Here is a 16,799-nt window from a genome sequence, read left to right on the forward strand (position 1 = left end):
CTAGCCTGTTAAATTGTAGTTAAAGTATTTGATTTAATTGATTTAGTACGTCACTGGTTTTTTCATGAAGTAGGTATGTATAGCCAATAAATACCCCAATCCACAAAACAACAAATCCAGCAAACACTGACCATATTGGTAACTGAGTGCTTAACTTATATTTAGATTGCACTACATGGTCAGTTGCACTGGTTAGCGCTTCGAGCGGTTTCTCTTCTAAGCCATTGAGCATCTCGTGCAAACGAGCAATGACACGTTCGCGTTCAACGTGTCCACCCTCAATCACACGGTATTTGCCCTCAAAACCTAACACTAAGCAGTGGTAGATAAATTCTAAAAGGAGCTGATAACGGAGTGGGTCATCTTCTAAACGGCCTAAGATAGTAAACACTTTTTCGCCACCCCACGTTTCATTATGGAAACGAGAAAGCATTGAGTGTTCAGCCCATACACTAGAAGAACCCCATTCAGTTCCCATCACCGCTTCATCTAAAAAAGCACACAAAATGTAGCGGTACGCCATCAAAATCGCATGTTCAAAACCTTGCTCGGAAAGCTCGATTTCGATGGCCTTAATTTCTTCAATTGTTTGTTGATAGATTTGTTCGATATTGTCGCAATCACTTAACGAACGAACACGTAATGACAAACCAAAAAGCGGTGTTGCCGCATCAATCAAAATATTTGGGTTATCACCACGCAACTGAAACCAGTAATCTTGGTCATAGTTAATCTGTTCAACATCATCAAACAGTAAGTTACTGTATTGTTGTTCTTTTTTTCCTAAAGCCATGGTTAACTCCTAATCGCCCAGAATTGCAGATCCAAATCTTCAAATGCCGCTGCCACATGGAATGCAAAACCACTTGAGTTAGTGATCATTTCCCATGCAGGACTAGTTTTATCCAGCTGGTAATAGGTGTAGCCAGCGTGATATGGCAATTGACGAGGTGCAACAGGTAACGAAATTAATGGAATACCTGGTAGCTGAAGCGAGATAAGCTCGCGAATTTTTTCCACAGAAGAAACTTTGGTTTGCTGTGTAAACAAACGACGCAATTCGTCTAATGGCATACGAGCCTTCACTGCAATGATGAATTCTGCTGAACTCATCAATTGCGGGTCGTGTACCGGTGCTACCATCAAACCGTACTTACGTTTATCCAACTGAATTGAAACCGCGCGAGGTTCAAGTACCACACTCAAGCTTTGACGTAAGTTGCGAATCAGCGGACTAAAAGAGAGTCCAGGCATATCGTGGTTATAACTTGGGAGCGATGGTGGTAAACGGCTTTCATGGGTGAACGTCGCAAGCTCACCACACACTGCTGAGAGACACTCAAATAGGCGCTCAGGGTGCAAACTACGCAGCTCAGCCAAATGCTGCATTTGAGGTTGTAAGCGGTTAAGCGCTTGAAGCAACATAAAGTCAGACACATCCGCAACACCGCCTTGCGATGGAGCTGCGATGCGTTGAGCAATGTTTTTTGCACGCTCGCGCATAAGACCAGACATCTCGTTAATAAAACGATGCAATCCCGATAACCCCACAACGTTGTAGTGGCAAGGGATAAAGTCTTGGTCAAGCACCACACTACCATCAGGGCGTTTTTCTAGAATGCGAGCAATGGCAATCGATGCATACGCACTGCGATCTTCTTTCTCTAACATCAGTTGCATTCTGACAGGAGAAACATCAATCGTAGTGGTATCGCCTTGAACGCTATGCACATCACGTACTTCCATACGACGGCTCACATAACGACCAGTACCCTTTTCTTCAGGCCAGTTCACTTCCATCAACGACTCACTACGAAGTGGCACGGCTAGATAGATAAGTTGATTGGCTAACGATGCATCTTCAATCTCTAATGCATCTGGCATCGCATCTTCTTGAGGAATACGAAATGCGGTACCGTCGGGCATGATACCAACAGCACGCTCAATCGCGATTCGACCAAAAGATAGGTATTCAGGGTTTAATGACAACTCTGAGATGCCATAAAGGTAGCGGCTGGCAGCACTGATGCGTTCATCGATATAATATTCGGTAAAACGCTGTTGCTGTTGAAAATGCTGAGGCTTGATAAACAGCCCCTCATTCCAGATCACTCGGTTACGTGCAAACATGGTCTATCACTCCACCCGTTCTAACTTGACGTTATAATCTTTAAATAACATCAACATGTGATATTCACGGCCAACAGTGAGAACTTTCACTGCTTTTTTCCATTCACTTAACTCAGGGTCGGCAAAATGAGCCATAACACCGATATAATGCGTGTCTTTGTTGATCTCAAAACCATTCACAAACTTGAACTGCCCAGGCATCAATACGTAGTCGTAACTTTTCACGAAGTTACTGCGTAGTGCCTTTTTGTAGTCTGTTTTCAGTTGGTCATAGTCAGCAGACATAAACATAGAATCGTCTTGTAACTCAAAGACCTGAATTTCAATCGGTGAGGCTTCACCCCAAATATTTGGGTTAACCCCTTCATCGGCAACTAGGCTAAGTGTGACCTTAGTTGGCTGTTTCGCTGGGTTGTAGGCGTCTTCTGCATCACTCCCTTCAGAAGAACCACTGCTACTACAAGCAGTTAACAAGATAAGCGGAAACAGCAATAACAGCAGTTTCTTCACTTTTACAGCTCCAGTTGTTTCTCACGGATTTTCTTGTCGTAAGCTTGCTCAAAAATTTCCCAGAACAGTTTTTCAAAACCGCGCTGACGGTTTGAAGTCAGTTCTTGATAGTAGCTGCAGTACATATCCCAAGCCCAAGCTTGATCGGATGTATGTTGAGAATCGGTATTTCTTCTGTAATGCTGGAAACGACGCATCAGTACTTGTGGCGAAAAAGCAGCCAGAATTTGGCTAAGCGCTTCTGAAGTGGCATGTTGCATTGCATCGTTATGGTCACGCACATTCTTCAAGCTTTCTTCAATCGCTGCTGGTGCTGATAAATGCACCATGCTTTTGTCTGAATCATACATAGTACGTACAGTTTCTTCGTAAGAAAGCCCCAAACGCAGTGGGTTATCTTCTATCGGTTGAAGATTGCGGTTTAACGTACCAAAACGGCCTTCGCTCACCTGTTGGTGAAGGTCAAGTAAACCTTTCACACAAGCTTGCAGAGACTGACCTAGCTCTTCAGATAGAAGGTGCATACGGTTCATGTCGTGCTCATCGCTTAAGTCAACACCTAAGCCTTGTAGCATTGGACCCGTTAATAGGTGTTGACCACCAGAAACTGGACGTTCTGCTGGGGTGTGATGCTGTTCGATATGATCAGGATTGATGCTTTTCGCAACTTCTTCTTCGAGTAAATCCAATACTTTGTCATCCATTGGTGAGCCCTCTGATACGTTGTTAATTGTTGTGTCGTTATTATGTGTGTAAGCCGAGTTAGGTTGTGGGCGTTCTGCAACTTGAACGCTAGCCACTGCATCCTCTTGTTGAGGCGCCGATTTTTTCCACAAACCAAACCCCAAGATTCGTTTCAAACTAATTGAAGATGTCATTTCGTAATCACTGTCAGCCTGAGGTGTGTAACTTAATTCATTAAGAACCAGATTATCCTCAGGCACTAATGACTCTGATTCTTCATTATGTTCAACCTTCGGTGCATCGATCAGCGACTCTTCTTCATCATCGTTGGTTTGCAATGCATCTAATGCAAGCAATGGATCTGCATCTATTTTTTGCTCATCCACTGATACTTCATTTTCATCAAATGGCGCATCGGCTAGTAAATCGATCTCATCGGAACTGAACATAGTATCCAGTGAACCGTTGGTCGGATCTTCTGCGACCGCACCACGAAGCACGCGAACTTGATACGGTCCAACCGTCACTTCGTCTTTATGTTCTAATTTGGCCAGTTTGTTTAAACCCAGTGGCATATGCGATCCATTAACATAAGTCGCACCACAACGGTCTTTTAAACAAAAAGCGCCATCGACCATTAAGATTTCACAATGAACAGGATGTACCTGACCTTGATTATCTTTTAAACGCCAAGTGGCAAAGCTGTCTGAGCCAATCGTGCCACCCGTTTGAGTCCAAGTTGACTGCGCGGAAAGCCCTGATTCCAATAACTGTACGTTGGTCACTAATAGAGTGAGTGAAGGCTGTGCTGCTTGGTTCATTGTTATTGCCTCACCTGAATTAATACGTGTTGATCTTGAACGTTATCACCGAGGAAAGATGTCCAACCCAATGCGATACCTTTATCAGCGCCAAGTTCTAATTTTGGTGCCTCATCCTCAGCCATCGTCAGTTCAAGGTCATAAGCCATTTGTTCACGCAAAATCACTTCAACCAATTTACATAATGGCTGATATTCTTTGCCTGAAGGAAGAAAGTCCGCAAAGCGGTCTCTCGTTAATTTATTGATACATATGGTAAATTTACCATTACAATCCACAACAGTTTCACCAATCACAGTGTCCATACCGAGTTGTGCATTCTGCAAACCCAAAGCGCATTGTTGTTCTTTGCCAATAGCCACTTTGCGTCTCACCCACTGTCGAATTTCAACTTCTGGTAAATCAAAACAGTGTGCGATAATCCCAGCAACCACTTGAGGCGAACGACTACGTCCTGCCAAAGTTCCTGAGTAAGCCAACATCTTGCACCAGTTAATTGGTGCGTCTCCCCGCAAGTTCGGATCGCCTAAGCCAACCAAAGCAAACAGCTGAGATGAAAAATCGTCTTGTGCATCAGGCTGAAAACGAACGTAATAACGATATTTACGCCAAACTCGATACACTAAGTTGATTAACCGGTTATTGAAAAAATCAAAAAACGGTTGTTTGTAACCACCTGGATCTTCTGTCGCTAACTGCTCAGTTATAAAACCAGGTAACGGTGATTGCGCCCCTGACAAACCAAAGAAGTTGGTGAGCATAATCATTCGTTCATCGGTTCTCTCATCCAACGACATCACATCAGATGGAGAAAATCCTAGACTCGGATTGGCACTAAACACCAAACGGCATTGACGCTCCCATTCCTCATCTTCGGGATTGAATTCGTTCACTTTTTGCAGCAATTCAACCAATTGGTAGAAGTTGTACGAACGCACGTTGTCGGGCAAATGCGGCTGGGGCATCTGCTCATCAGCAAGCGTTAGATCAACGGCTGCATTCCGCTCTGAGTTCCCCATGTATACTTCTCTTGGTTAGTAAAGTTCACGATAATCAATTCGTGGAACGAATTGATGCTCGCATATAAAGCAAAAAAGTGACTTAACACCGTACCAAACAGGTATAAATCCCCCTCTGAACCAAACTTGGTTTGATCAACATACAAGGTGGATTGCAAGCCACGAACCGGTAAGCCACGCAAGATTTTATCTACTGGCTTCGATTCAATATTCAGGATGCCTTCAAGACGTTGACGACCAATGCGTTCTGCTTGTCTGTCAACCAAAGCACGGAAGTCATAAGCGCGTAACACACTGCTCAACGCATCTTTAGAGAGCAAAGAGAGATAGTTAAGTGATAAATTGGAAATCAATGTCCACAACAAGCTGCCATCCAACACTGGACGAAGCGACTGTGTTGGTACAGAAATATTACGGAATGTTGCATAAGGTGGAGACGTGTCAGTTGGTTCGCAAATGTCACCAACACCAAGTTCTGAAGGCAGTAAACGGTTAGTACAAGTCAACTTTATTGATACTGCTTCATCAACTCCCGTTGATACCGTTTCATCACTGCGCACAAAAGAGATGAATGAATCAAAACCATCACCACGGATGCTATCTTTGGTACGAGAGCGGTAGTACAAAGCTTTGCGATTGCGCGCACGCTCTACTTCGTGTTGGAAGGTTTCGAATGCGGAATAAACACGTTTTTCACCACGGACTCGACGACCTGATTGCATAGAATCTTGCCAGCCCGTTACGCTGTCGATACTAAAGACTTCGTAATGAGCAGGATAACGACTTGAGGGAATCACTCGGTATTCTGTTTTTTTGCCATTAAGATCAATTGGATCCGCATCATGCTCAAACAGATTAATGATAGGTGTGCAGTACAATTGAAAATTGTCATTACGAACGCGAACATCAGTGGGCAACGTTTTTGAGAAGTAGATTTTTAGGGTAAATTCACCACTAACCTGCTTCGGTAACGCCTGATTAAGCCCTTTAATGTCCACAAAATGAAATGCTTCAGGGAAAGAAAGATATTCCTGAAGGATTCGGTAACCTTCATAGACGTTCTTTGGGTAAGGTAGCAGCGCTTGCTCACTATCAAACCCCACTGTTGCAAACGCATTACGCGGCAAAGCGAACTCTACTCCATTCACTTCAACCGTCATTTTACCCAGATAATGATTTAGCCAAAGGTACAGCATTTGCGAGCTGTATTTATCCCCACCTAGGTAAAAACGCAAAGTATCTAATTTCGCTTCACCAGCACTAATATCACCATTAATGCACATATCTAGGCTAAGAATGGTGGATTCACGCGAGTGTTCCGCACTGACATTCAAACAGCGAAGCGGGTATAGCTCAACATCGCGACACGTACGAAAATGACACTTGGTGCCAAAAACAGGTTTGCTGTCTAACTGAGTGCCACGGGCAACAGTCTGCTTTTCGCTAACACTTTTATCCGGATCAAAAGCAACGATACTCATGCTCGGTACTGGACGAAGGTAATTCGGCCAAAGCATATTAATCATCGAATGAGTAAGTTCAGGGAACTCATCTTCTACCTTTTCTCGCAGACGCGCGGTCAAGAATGCGAAACCTTCTAGCAGGCGTTCCACATCTGGATCGGTATTGCGGCCATGAAGAAAACGAGCTAATTGAGGGTGAATTTCCGTAAATTCTTTCCCTTGCTCCTTCAAAAAGGCGAGTTCTTCTCTGAAATACTTATCTTGAGTCATAATAATTTAGAACACTCGGTACTGACGGTTTTGGTCCAAAAGCAAATTAAATTGCACTTTGTCATGTAAAGCCTCACTGTTGAGCATGGCAACAATGTGGAATCGCAATGACAACGGATCATGCTCATTACTCTCGGCTCGAACCTGGATATTGGCTAACCTTGGTTCATAAGTCTGCAAACAGTTCTGAATTGCTAGTCTTATCCGTAATGACAAATCCATGGTTTCAAGGGTTGCATCGTTAAAATCGATTAAACCAAGTTGAGGGGAACTCTCAGCACCACCCACTCGGGTATTCAGAATATTCGATACGTTACGTTTAACTGACTCGAGCACATCCCATGCATCTGGACCTTGGGTCAGAGACATGGGTTTAGAGCCGGCTTCTAGACGTTCAAAGAAGCCAACTCCAAATGCACTCTCTTCGGGTGCAATGTAAGTCATGATTATGCTTGATCCAGACGGCCTACTAGTGACAGTTCGAAGTTAGCACCCATATATTTAAAGTGCGGACGAACAGCTAGAGATACCTGGTACCAACCTGGGTTTCCTTCAACATCGGAAACTTCGATTTTCGCTGCACGCAAAGGACGGCGGCTACGAACATCTGCTGGTGGATTTTCCTGATCTGCAACGTACTGTTTGATCCAACCGTTCAACTCACGCTCAAGATCTTGACGCTCTTTCCAAGAGCCGATTTGTTCGCGTTGTAGCACTTTAATGTAGTGTGCTAGACGGTTGATGATCATCATGTAAGGAAGCTGCGTACCAAGTTTGTAGTTGGTTTCTGCTTCTTTACCTTCTTTCGTATTCGGGAATACTTTTGGTTTTTGAATTGAGTTTGCAGAGAAGAACGCTGCGTTGTCACTGCCTTTACGCATAGTTAGGGCAATGAAGCCTTCTTCAGCAAGTTCAAACTCTTTACGGTCAGTGATAAGCACTTCTGTTGGAATCTTAGACTGCAATGCACCCATTGATTCGAACACGTGTACAGGAAGATCTTCAACCGCACCGCCACTTTGTGGGCCGATGATGTTTGGACACCAGCGGTACTTAGCAAAGCTGTCAGTTAGACGAGTTGCAAAAGCGAATGCAGTGTTACCCCACAAGTAGTGCTCGTGAGAGTCACTTACATTTTCAGTGTAGTTAAAGGTTTTAATTGGGTTTTCTGTTGGGTCGTAAGGAACACGCAACAAGAAACGTGGTGCAGTAAGGCCAAGATAACGAGCATCTTCAGACTCACGAAGTGCGCGCCACTTAGTGTATTTAGGGCTTTCAAAAATGGATTTTACATCTTTGATGTTTGGTAGCTCTTCAAATGAATCGATGCCGAAGAATTCAGGACCAACACTCGAGATGAATGGAGCATGAGCCATAGCGCCAAGTGCGCCCATGTACTGAAGTAGCTTCATATCTGGTGTCGATGGTGTGAATGAGTAGTTACCAATAATCGCACCTGTTGGTTCACCACCGAATTGACCGTAGCCAGAAGAGTATACGTGTTTGTATAGACCTGCTTGTGCTGTTTCTGGCGCAAATTCAAAGTCTTCTAGAAGTTCTCCTTTTGTAACATGAAGAATATCTACTTTGTTGTTTTCACGGAAATCAGTACGGTCAACGAAAAGCTTCAGACCACGCCATGACGATTCTAGTTGTTGATAAGATTCGTTGTGCAGAATCTCATCCATTTGAGCACTGATTTTTTTATCAAGCTCAACCAACATTTGGTCGACAAGAGATTTGTTTACTGGTTCAGCCGTCTGATCTGAACCAATGAGGTTTTCGATAAAAGCAGCAACGCCTTTTTTCGCTACGTCATAGCCTTCTTCACTAGGTGCGATGCGAGTTTGAGACATGATTTCGTCGAGCAAGCTACCAGTTGCAGCTAACTGACCATTCTCTAAAGCTGAGTCTGTTGTAGACATATGTTTTGTTCCTGAAATAGATTTATGACAAAAGTATTAAGTCAAGCTAAAGCGATGAATCACTCTTGCTCACTACTAACTAAATTCAATTCAGACAGCAGTTTTTCACGTGACTCTTCAGAGTTAAGAAGGTCTTGCAAACGCTCACGGAATGCTGGGATGTTACCTAGCGGACCTTTTAGAGCGACAAGTGCTTCACGCAACTCAATCAACTTTTTCAATTCAGGAACCTGAGACGCGACAGAATCAGGAGCGAAGTCAGCAAGAGAATTAAAACTGATTTCAACTGGAAGCTCAGCGTCTTCTTCGTCTGTCAGTTTATTCTTCACTGTGGTGCTTAGTTTTAGATTGCTTTCGCGCATCACTGCTTCAAAGTTGTTTTTATCAACAGAAACGGTGGTGCGTTCTTCAAGTGGTGTATCTTCGGTATGACCTTTGAAATCACCTACAATTAAGGTTTTAAGTGGTAATTCCACTTCAGCCTGTGCATCTCCCGTTGCCGGAACATATTTGATATTAATCCGCTCTTTAGGAGCTACACTTCCTTCTTTAGACATGTTATGTCTCCACTACCTATGCCAATCGTTGTTAATGAATTTGACTATGTATGCGCAACCATACCCATACTTAGTCCGACGTTATTTCTATATCCAATGTATTTGATATAACCGTACAAATATCAGTAGCTTTAAGCCGATTTATTTATTTCGCTACCAAAAGTAATTTATCTTATTTAAGCCTGTACGATTATTTATATAATATTTAATTTGTTGCATTAACTGCGTTGAACAATATACAACCTATAGATTATTTATTCAACGACCAAGCAACTTTTTACCCAGCTATTCTATTCACTCAATGAGCAAACTCATCGCATCAATTTAGTAAAATATGATCTAGTTTCCAAAAATAACTTTGCTAACAATACTCTTGAATAATGGGGTGGTGCAATTTTACCACTCGTCACCCGGTTAAATATCCCAATAAAGATCATGGTTATAAAAAGCTTGTTGCTTTTTCAATTTAACTTCAATCGCTTTCGACTTTTCAACATCTTTGGGTGAAATGGTTTTCATAATATCTGAGTAATGTCTTTCTACGTTTTGGTATAGAACATCTAGTCTGTCTGTACCTGCTGTTTCAAGGTATACGTCATAGTAAGCCTTGGCCTTAGCTAAATCTTCTTGGATAAAGGAGTAATTGCTGCTGTAACCACTCAAAATGATTGCAACTGCCGCTAACGAAGTTAAATCACCTTCCTTAACAGCCCTTTCACGCCATTTAAATGCTTCTTGGTAATTACCTTCATCTTCCAAACGCTGGATATAATTACGTATGGCTGGCATGTAACCTGTATCGGCTGCTTGCTCGTACAGTTTACTAACGGCTTTATCACGACCACCTGGTAATAGGTAAGTGCCAGCACCTTGCTCTAGTTCAGCTGCTTTTTGCATTAATGCCCTTGGCACATCAAACGTCATCGATTTTTTTAAGTAATATTCTGACAGTTCCGGGGCTGATTTTTCGTAATACTGAGCCAGGCCGTACAACGCTTGAGCTGGGTCGGTTTGACCTAGTGTAACAAGTGCATCATGGTAATGATTTTGCCAGTATTTTCTTTCTCGAATACGCAGCCAATCACCTTTTAAGTAAAGATGCTGCATCGCCTGACGATTACCCTCACGGGCTGCTTTAAGTAAATATTCCTGAGCCTTTGGAGGTGTACGAATAGTGGTGTTGTAGTTAGACAACTCCATTGCATACAAGTACGCAGCCTGTGCATCACCTTTATCTGCCGCATATTTCAAAAATGGACGGGCTTTGATATTTTTTAATTGAGCTCTCAGCAACTTACCTTCTTGATAAGCCTGAGTCGCAGTCATTTTTTCCATCTCATACACTTGTTGTGTATTCTGAGACTCTGCAGCGACAGCGGAAGCGGCAACGCCCGAAAGGAGAAGCCAAGTCGCTACAAATTGTTTTGCTGTTAAAGACACTACCATTCACCTTCAGTTATCACGAAAATCTTGTACTGTACAAAAACCTTGCCTAAGGTTTATCGTCGTTTTTGGTCTGTTTGAACGTCGATTTTCTAACCGAATGCTGCTTTAACATAAGTCATGATGCTTGTACGCCATGCTTGGATGTTGCTCATATCAATTCTCCGTAAGCCTTTATTTTCAATAGTTGAGATTGGTATTTAGCAATAGCAAGTCACCTTATCTAATCAATGCGCCTGCTTCGTTGATACGTATTCGACTTGCCTAGCCATTGCAAGTTACCGAAGGGTATCTTCTTATTTTACCTACACTTTATAATGCCAACTCTTTGTAGTCATAATGAGTCTCCACATTGATACGGGAAGACAAATGGTTAGCTAAAACAAAGTGCGACATATAATGGATCAAAATCGTCAAAAAATAATCACTTCTTAAGAGTAATGTACAAATTTTGGGATAGACATTCCAAATTAATAGTTTTAACTGTATTTTTACTTTGTAATTTTACGGTCAATTTTCATTTGTAGAATTAAATATAAAAATTACAAATATATATTTTAATTATTCTGGATAGATATCTAATTAATGATTAATATTTTAAACCAGCAAACAAAACCATGACACAAGCCAAATCCTCTGACAGTAAATTTACAATAGAGCATTAAACAATGGAGGAATATCACATTTTATAAACAATAATATTTTAGTGCCTAATATCAATTGTGTGAATACACCGAAGAAACCTCAAAATTCTGTGCCCTCGAGAGGGTAGCACTATTAAGCAAAACACTGATTTGAAAATAGTTTGAAAAGAAGTAACACGGCATAAGAGCTTATCAGTAAGCTCCCTTCTGGACAAAAGCACGAATGACGATACCTTTCGTGATTGCGCTAGAAAAACAGACCATAATAAAAGTCACAAACCTAGAATCTGAAAAACCACTTGTGACCTATGGCAATGAAAGGATTAAAACTCTTGGTTCATCTGGCGCAACATGTCACTTAATACTTGCTGCTGCTCAGGTGAAAAGTGGCGGGTGAGATCTTCGGTTAACTGGAGATGCAACACATTGTGTGTTTGAAAGACCTGCTGGCCTTCATCTGTCAACGCAACCAAAATAGAGCGGCGGTCGCCTTCTAAAGAATGACGTTCAATAAGACCGGCTTTAACCAGTTTATCCACTTGAACGGTTAACGTTCCCGTCGTAATACCCAAACGATTAGCCAACTCTTTCATCCGCATAGCGCCGTGACTGCCAAGCACCTCTAACGTGTGCACTTGTGCCAAGGAGAACGGAGTATCTTTCACGACCGCTTGTTCCCACGACGACATCTTGTCATAGAACTCTGTAAGCAAATTATTTAAGTCGGCTAATGGCTGCATCTTTACCTGCCTGATGGCTGTACCTCAATCGTTAAGTGGCTGATCTTATCAAATTCTTCTAACTCATGTCTAAAAAAGGCGACATCTTTACCGTTGTCAGAAACCAGCGTCATCATCGCTGCATAATGATTAGCACTCACTTTCCACATATGGAGATCTTGCACGGTCGCTCCACTTTGAACAATTTTAGCTAGGATAAGTTGCTCATATTTTTCATCTACTTGAGCATCCAGCAATATTGGCGCCGTTTGACGTAGTAAACCCCACGCCCACTTAGTGATGACTAATGCACCAACGATACCCATAATAGGATCAAGCCATACCCAACCTAAATATTTCCCCACAATCAGAGCAACAATAGCCAACACCGAGGTTAAAGCGTCAGCCAAGACATGCATGTAAGCCGCTTTAATATTGTGGTCTTCATGGTGGTGAGCATGGGAATGTCCATGCTCATGATGGTCATGATGGTCATGATGGTCATGATGGTCATGATGGTCATGATGGTCATGCAATAGGAACATACTAACTACATTGACCGTCAAGCCTATTACCGCAACAAAAATCGCCTCATTGAATTCAATAGTTTGAGGACTGAATAAGCGATGAATGGATTCCACCACCATCAATAGCGCCACAATTTCTAACCCAACAGCGCTAGTGAAGCCCCCCAGTACACTCACTTTACCAGTGCCAAAAGAATAGTGGCGTGAATCCTGGTTTTTTCGAGAATAACGCAACGCAAAAAGGGTAATACAGAAAGCAGCGGCGTGGGTGCCCATATGCCAGCCATCGGCCAGCAGCGCCATGGAACCAAATAGAGAACCTGCGGTTATCTCTACGGTCATGGTAATAACCGTTAAAAGCAGGACATAAAGGGTTTGCTTTTCCCCTTCGGTATTACTATAGGAAAAGGTATGTGATTTCGAACAAAGAGTCGTAGCCATGGTTAAATACTTTGATTATCAAATTTTCTAAAGTCTAGTTAGTTTGATTATCAAAGTAAAGTTACTCATTGATAAATTTAAATCCTCTGGCATTTCGATCTTGCATCGGTACAATGCCTGCGTCTCAACCACTAGTGCCTACAATTACGCCATGCAATCTAAAAACTCTTGTTTCACACCTTTCTTATCTGATGTCTCTGCGATAGCACTACCGGAAAAGTTTACTTATCCATTTTGCTACGAACCGCACCCACTATGTGAAATGGCCGCTAAACAGCTTCAGCAACATTTGCTCGAACAGAGTGATTGGTCGCATCCGTTTGGTTTAGATAGTGAAGGTCGTCTCGATGAGAAAAACGGTGATTACAATGGAAAAATGTTTGGCGTATTAGTGGTAAAAAACGCGCAAGGTGCACTGGGTTTTTTGTCTGCTTTTTCTGGACTACTCGCCGATCAACTCATTCAACCAGGATTTGTTCCGCCCGTTTACGATCGACTCTCTGGAGCAACGCTATTTCGTCAAGAGGCAGACGAAATCGCTGCAATTAATCAGCAAGTGAAATCTTTAGAGCAAAGCCAACAGCGTGAACATCTTCTGCGCCAGCTAGCAAGGTTAGAAAAAGAGGCTCAACAAGAAACTGAAGCTCTACGCCTCACCATTATTGAGCAACGAAAACTTCGTAAGGCTGAACGAGAATCCATTGCACAAAATAGCCCCAATTCCCTTCAGGAAGAACGCTTAGCGCAATTGGCACGTGAAAGTGTCGCAGAGAAACGTCGCCAACAAGAGCTTAAAGCTCATTGGTTGCAGATACACAATGAAGTGAATGTTAAGATCGAAGCATTTGAAAGCCAACTAGCCGATCTGAAGCAAGAGCGCAAGCATCGCTCGGCAAAACTTCAACAACATCTTTTTGAGCAATATCAACTACTAAATTGCTCTGGAGAAACCAAATCATTACTGGATATTTTTGCTGAGTTCCCCAAATTGACACCACCGGCGGGTTCTGGAGAATGCGCAGCCCCCAAACTGCTGCAGTATGCCTTTAAGCATCAATTTACGCCTATTTGCATGGCTGAGTTTTGGTGGGGTAAATCGCCAAAATCTGAAATTCGTCAGCACAAAAAATACTATCCAGCTTGCCAGAACAAGTGTTTTCCTATTCTTTCTCATATGCTTAAAAACATGACTCTGGACGATAACCCATTACTGCAAAATCCAGCGCAAGATAAAGAAATTGAAATCCTCTATCAAGATGAAGCGATTGTTGTCGTCAACAAACCAGCCGAACTACTTTCCGTTCCTGGCGTTCACATCAAAGACTCAGTAGCAACTCGTCTGACGGAGCGATTTTCCGATAAAGAAGGGCTATTTGTGTTACATCGCCTCGACATGTCAACTTCAGGTTTACTGGTATTTGCACTGACTAAACGAGCCAATAAACAACTGCAAAAACAGTTCATTACAAGACAAGTGAAAAAACGCTACGTTGCGATTCTTAGCGGGAAAGTCAACGAACAACACGGCGAAATTACTCTACCGTTGAGAGGTGATTTAAACGATCGACCACGTCAAATTGTCTGTTTAGAACACGGTAAGCCGGCACTAACCACCTGGGAATGTATCGCTCAAGAAAATGATGGCAGCAGCCGTGTTTATCTTTATCCTCATACCGGCCGAACCCATCAATTGAGAGTACACTGTGCACATAGTCAGGGGCTCAATTTACCAATCAAAGGTGACGACCTATATGGAACAAAAGCTGATCGCCTCCATTTACATGCGGAGCAGCTTAGCTTTACTCATCCATATACTCGACAACCGATGACTTTTACCGCCAAGCCCGACTTCTAAGAAAACCAAGCGACGAGCAAGGAAGCCTCTCGAAAAAATGCTTAGCAAACAGACTAGACGACTGGTCTATTCTCAACTATAGTTACCAATATGAACAGTAAAACACTCGATACTCGACAACATATCCTCGACGTGGGCTATCAGCTTGTCGCGAAAAAAGGATTCACCGGGATGGGACTGGCAGAACTCTTAAAGAATGCCGATGTACCCAAGGGATCCTTTTATCATTATTTTCAATCTAAAGAACAATTTGGCGAAGCTTTGTTAGAAGATTACTTCGCTCGCTATGTTGAAAAAATCGATGCCCTGTTTTACCACTCGGATGGCAATTTCTATCAACGCATCATGCGCTACTGGCATTACTGGGCTGAACACAACAGTAATCAATGTGATCAAGGGCAGTGCTTAGTCGTCAAGTTAGCAGGTGAAGTCACGGATCTCTCCGAGCCAATGCGGTTAGTCTTTCTAAAAGGGACCAATAAGATTATTGCTATGCTTGCTGATTGCATCGAACATGGCATAAAAGCCGGAGATATCAGCCCATTAGATAGCAATGTGATGGCCGAGCGACTGTATGATTTATGGCTTGGAGCAAGCTTACTTAATAAAATTCGTCAGGATGATTCCAGTTTGCAACTCGCGCTACAAACCACTGAGCAATGGCTCAACGGTAACTAATTATTGATCCGCTTAAAAAAGCGGATTTTTTACCCTACACAACTAGACGACCGGTCTAATAAAGGAGGCTCATTTATGAGCAGTATTCAAAATCAACGCATCGTTTTAGCATCTCGCCCTGTTGGTGCTCCAACTCAAGCTAACTTTCGTCTCGAATCAGCTCCGGTGCGTGATCTAAAAGAAGGTGAAGTTCTTTTAAGAACCATCTACTTATCGCTTGACCCTTATATGCGTGGCCGCATGAGTGATGCTGAGTCTTATGCAGCAGGTGTTGAACTCAACCATACCATGGTCGGCGGTACGGTATGTCAGGTTGAACAGTCCCAAAATGGCGATTTTGCGGTTGGTGAATGGGTGTTGTCTTACTCAGGTTGGCAAGGGTATTCAATCTCTAATGGTGAAGGATTATTGAAATTAGGTAACAACCCAGAACAGCCGTCTTACGCGTTAGGCATTCTCGGTATGCCAGGCTTTACCGCTTATATGGGATTACTCGATATTGGTGCCCCACAAGAAGGTGAAACCATTGTGGTGGCAGCTGCTACTGGAGCTGTCGGCGCCACCGTGGGACAAATAGGCAAACTAAAAGGTTGTCGCGTGGTTGGTATCGCAGGTGGTGAAGAGAAGTGCCGTTACGCGACAGAAGTGTTAGGTTTTGACGCGTGCATTGACCACAAGTCTCCTACTTTCGCACAGGATTTGGCGACAGCATGTAATAAAGGAATCGATGTTTACTTCGAAAACGTCGGCGGAAAAGTATTTGATGCAGTGATGCCTTTACTTAATGCTAAAGCACGTATTCCTCTTTGTGGTTTGGTGTCTCAATACAACGCCACCAGCCTACCAGAAGGCCCAGACCGCTCATCTAAACTCATGGGCTTACTGCTGATTAAGCGCATAAAAGTGCAAGGATTTATCATTTTTGATGATTATGGCCATCGTTACCCAGAGTTTGCCCAACAAATGGGACAATGGGTTGAAGAAGGAAAAATCCAATACAAAGAGCAAATGGTTGAAGGCTTAGCTGCCGCACCTGATGCTTTTATCGGCCTATTGGAAGGAAAAAACTTTGGCAAATTGGTCGTTAAAATTAACCAACCTATCGAGGCTTAA

At 42.8% G+C, this 16,799-nt stretch carries 15 protein-coding genes; 3 read left to right on the forward strand and 12 right to left on the reverse strand.

Annotated elements, in window-relative coordinates:
• Positions 1-19: 19 nt before the first annotated feature.
• The 12 genes from icmH to dmeF form a co-directional block, all read right to left on the reverse strand.
• A complete protein-coding gene (gene icmH, locus JCM16456_RS22750) occupies positions 20-793 on the reverse strand; it encodes a type IVB secretion system protein IcmH/DotU (protein ID WP_068718791.1) in 774 nt (257 codons plus the stop codon).
• A gap of 2 nt (positions 794-795) precedes the next feature.
• Positions 796-2,130, reverse strand: a complete 1,335-nt coding sequence (gene tssK / locus JCM16456_RS22755) for a type VI secretion system baseplate subunit TssK (protein ID WP_068718793.1) — start codon at positions 2,128-2,130, stop codon at positions 796-798.
• A 6-nt stretch (positions 2,131-2,136) separates the two neighbouring features.
• Positions 2,137-2,640, reverse strand: a complete 504-nt coding sequence (tssJ, locus tag JCM16456_RS22760) for a type VI secretion system lipoprotein TssJ (protein WP_068718796.1) — start codon at positions 2,638-2,640, stop codon at positions 2,137-2,139.
• Between the two features lie 2 nt (positions 2,641-2,642).
• A complete protein-coding gene (tagH, locus tag JCM16456_RS22765) occupies positions 2,643-4,145 on the reverse strand; it encodes a type VI secretion system-associated FHA domain protein TagH (RefSeq protein WP_068718798.1) in 1,503 nt (500 codons plus the stop codon).
• 2 nt (positions 4,146-4,147) lie between these two features.
• Entirely contained in the window at positions 4,148-5,164 is a 1,017-nt protein-coding gene (gene tssG / locus JCM16456_RS22770; protein WP_068718800.1) for a type VI secretion system baseplate subunit TssG, read from the reverse strand.
• A complete protein-coding gene (tssF, locus tag JCM16456_RS22775) occupies positions 5,128-6,897 on the reverse strand; it encodes a type VI secretion system baseplate subunit TssF (RefSeq protein ID WP_068718801.1) in 1,770 nt (589 codons plus the stop codon). The genes tssG and tssF overlap by 37 nt, the downstream gene beginning before the upstream one ends.
• A gap of 6 nt (positions 6,898-6,903) precedes the next feature.
• Positions 6,904-7,341: a type VI secretion system baseplate subunit TssE gene (tssE, locus tag JCM16456_RS22780; RefSeq protein WP_068718803.1), complete on the reverse strand. Its 438-nt coding sequence runs from the start codon at positions 7,339-7,341 to the stop codon at positions 6,904-6,906.
• Between the two features lie 2 nt (positions 7,342-7,343).
• Entirely contained in the window at positions 7,344-8,822 is a 1,479-nt protein-coding gene (gene tssC / locus JCM16456_RS22785; RefSeq protein ID WP_068718805.1) for a type VI secretion system contractile sheath large subunit, read from the reverse strand.
• A gap of 59 nt (positions 8,823-8,881) precedes the next feature.
• Positions 8,882-9,379 carry a type VI secretion system contractile sheath small subunit gene (gene tssB / locus JCM16456_RS22790; protein ID WP_068718807.1) on the reverse strand — a complete coding sequence of 166 codons (498 nt, stop codon included), beginning with the start codon at positions 9,377-9,379 and terminating at the stop codon, positions 8,882-8,884.
• 414 nt (positions 9,380-9,793) lie between these two features.
• Positions 9,794-10,714 carry an SEL1-like repeat protein gene (locus JCM16456_RS22795; RefSeq protein ID WP_068719143.1) on the reverse strand — a complete coding sequence of 307 codons (921 nt, stop codon included), beginning with the start codon at positions 10,712-10,714 and terminating at the stop codon, positions 9,794-9,796.
• A gap of 1,075 nt (positions 10,715-11,789) precedes the next feature.
• Positions 11,790-12,206, reverse strand: a complete 417-nt coding sequence (locus tag JCM16456_RS22800; RefSeq protein ID WP_068718809.1) for a MarR family winged helix-turn-helix transcriptional regulator — start codon at positions 12,204-12,206, stop codon at positions 11,790-11,792.
• 2 nt (positions 12,207-12,208) lie between these two features.
• On the reverse strand, positions 12,209-13,153 hold the full coding sequence (gene dmeF, locus JCM16456_RS22805; RefSeq protein ID WP_068718811.1) for a CDF family Co(II)/Ni(II) efflux transporter DmeF: 945 nt from the start codon (positions 13,151-13,153) through the stop codon (positions 12,209-12,211).
• Positions 13,154-13,304: 151 nt separating this feature from the next.
• On the opposite strand from dmeF, the gene JCM16456_RS22810 reads away from it, so the two are divergent.
• The 3 genes from JCM16456_RS22810 to JCM16456_RS22820 all read left to right on the forward strand — a co-directional run bounded on the left by JCM16456_RS22810 (position 13,305) and on the right by JCM16456_RS22820 (position 16,799).
• Positions 13,305-15,008, forward strand: a complete 1,704-nt coding sequence (locus JCM16456_RS22810; RefSeq protein ID WP_068719145.1) for an RluA family pseudouridine synthase — start codon at positions 13,305-13,307, stop codon at positions 15,006-15,008.
• Between the two features lie 90 nt (positions 15,009-15,098).
• A complete protein-coding gene (locus JCM16456_RS22815; RefSeq protein WP_068718814.1) occupies positions 15,099-15,686 on the forward strand; it encodes a TetR/AcrR family transcriptional regulator in 588 nt (195 codons plus the stop codon).
• A gap of 75 nt (positions 15,687-15,761) precedes the next feature.
• Positions 15,762-16,799, forward strand: a complete 1,038-nt coding sequence (locus tag JCM16456_RS22820; protein WP_068718815.1) for an NADP-dependent oxidoreductase — start codon at positions 15,762-15,764, stop codon at positions 16,797-16,799.

The sequence above is a fragment of the Vibrio tritonius genome, assembly GCF_001547935.1.
GTDB lineage: Bacteria > Pseudomonadota > Gammaproteobacteria > Enterobacterales > Vibrionaceae > Vibrio > Vibrio tritonius.

Coding starts and splice junctions, on each gene's coding strand:
- tssG (WP_068718800.1), bottom strand. CDS start 5,164: ATGGGGAACTCAGAGCGGAATGCAGCCGTTGATCTAACGCTTGCTGAT.
- tssF (WP_068718801.1), bottom strand. CDS start 6,897: ATGACTCAAGATAAGTATTTCAGAGAAGAACTCGCCTTTTTGAAGGAG.
- JCM16456_RS22800 (WP_068718809.1), bottom strand. CDS start 12,206: ATGCAGCCATTAGCCGACTTAAATAATTTGCTTACAGAGTTCTATGAC.
- JCM16456_RS22820 (WP_068718815.1), top strand. CDS start 15,762: ATGAGCAGTATTCAAAATCAACGCATCGTTTTAGCATCTCGCCCTGTT.
- JCM16456_RS22795 (WP_068719143.1), bottom strand. CDS start 10,714: ATGGAAAAAATGACTGCGACTCAGGCTTATCAAGAAGGTAAGTTGCTG.
- icmH (WP_068718791.1), bottom strand. CDS start 793: ATGGCTTTAGGAAAAAAAGAACAACAATACAGTAACTTACTGTTTGAT.
- dmeF (WP_068718811.1), bottom strand. CDS start 13,153: ATGGCTACGACTCTTTGTTCGAAATCACATACCTTTTCCTATAGTAAT.
- tagH (WP_068718798.1), bottom strand. CDS start 4,145: ATGAACCAAGCAGCACAGCCTTCACTCACTCTATTAGTGACCAACGTA.
- tssK (WP_068718793.1), bottom strand. CDS start 2,130: ATGTTTGCACGTAACCGAGTGATCTGGAATGAGGGGCTGTTTATCAAG.
- JCM16456_RS22815 (WP_068718814.1), top strand. CDS start 15,099: ATGAACAGTAAAACACTCGATACTCGACAACATATCCTCGACGTGGGC.
- tssE (WP_068718803.1), bottom strand. CDS start 7,341: ATGACTTACATTGCACCCGAAGAGAGTGCATTTGGAGTTGGCTTCTTT.
- tssB (WP_068718807.1), bottom strand. CDS start 9,379: ATGTCTAAAGAAGGAAGTGTAGCTCCTAAAGAGCGGATTAATATCAAA.
- tssC (WP_068718805.1), bottom strand. CDS start 8,822: ATGTCTACAACAGACTCAGCTTTAGAGAATGGTCAGTTAGCTGCAACT.
- JCM16456_RS22810 (WP_068719145.1), top strand. CDS start 13,305: ATGCAATCTAAAAACTCTTGTTTCACACCTTTCTTATCTGATGTCTCT.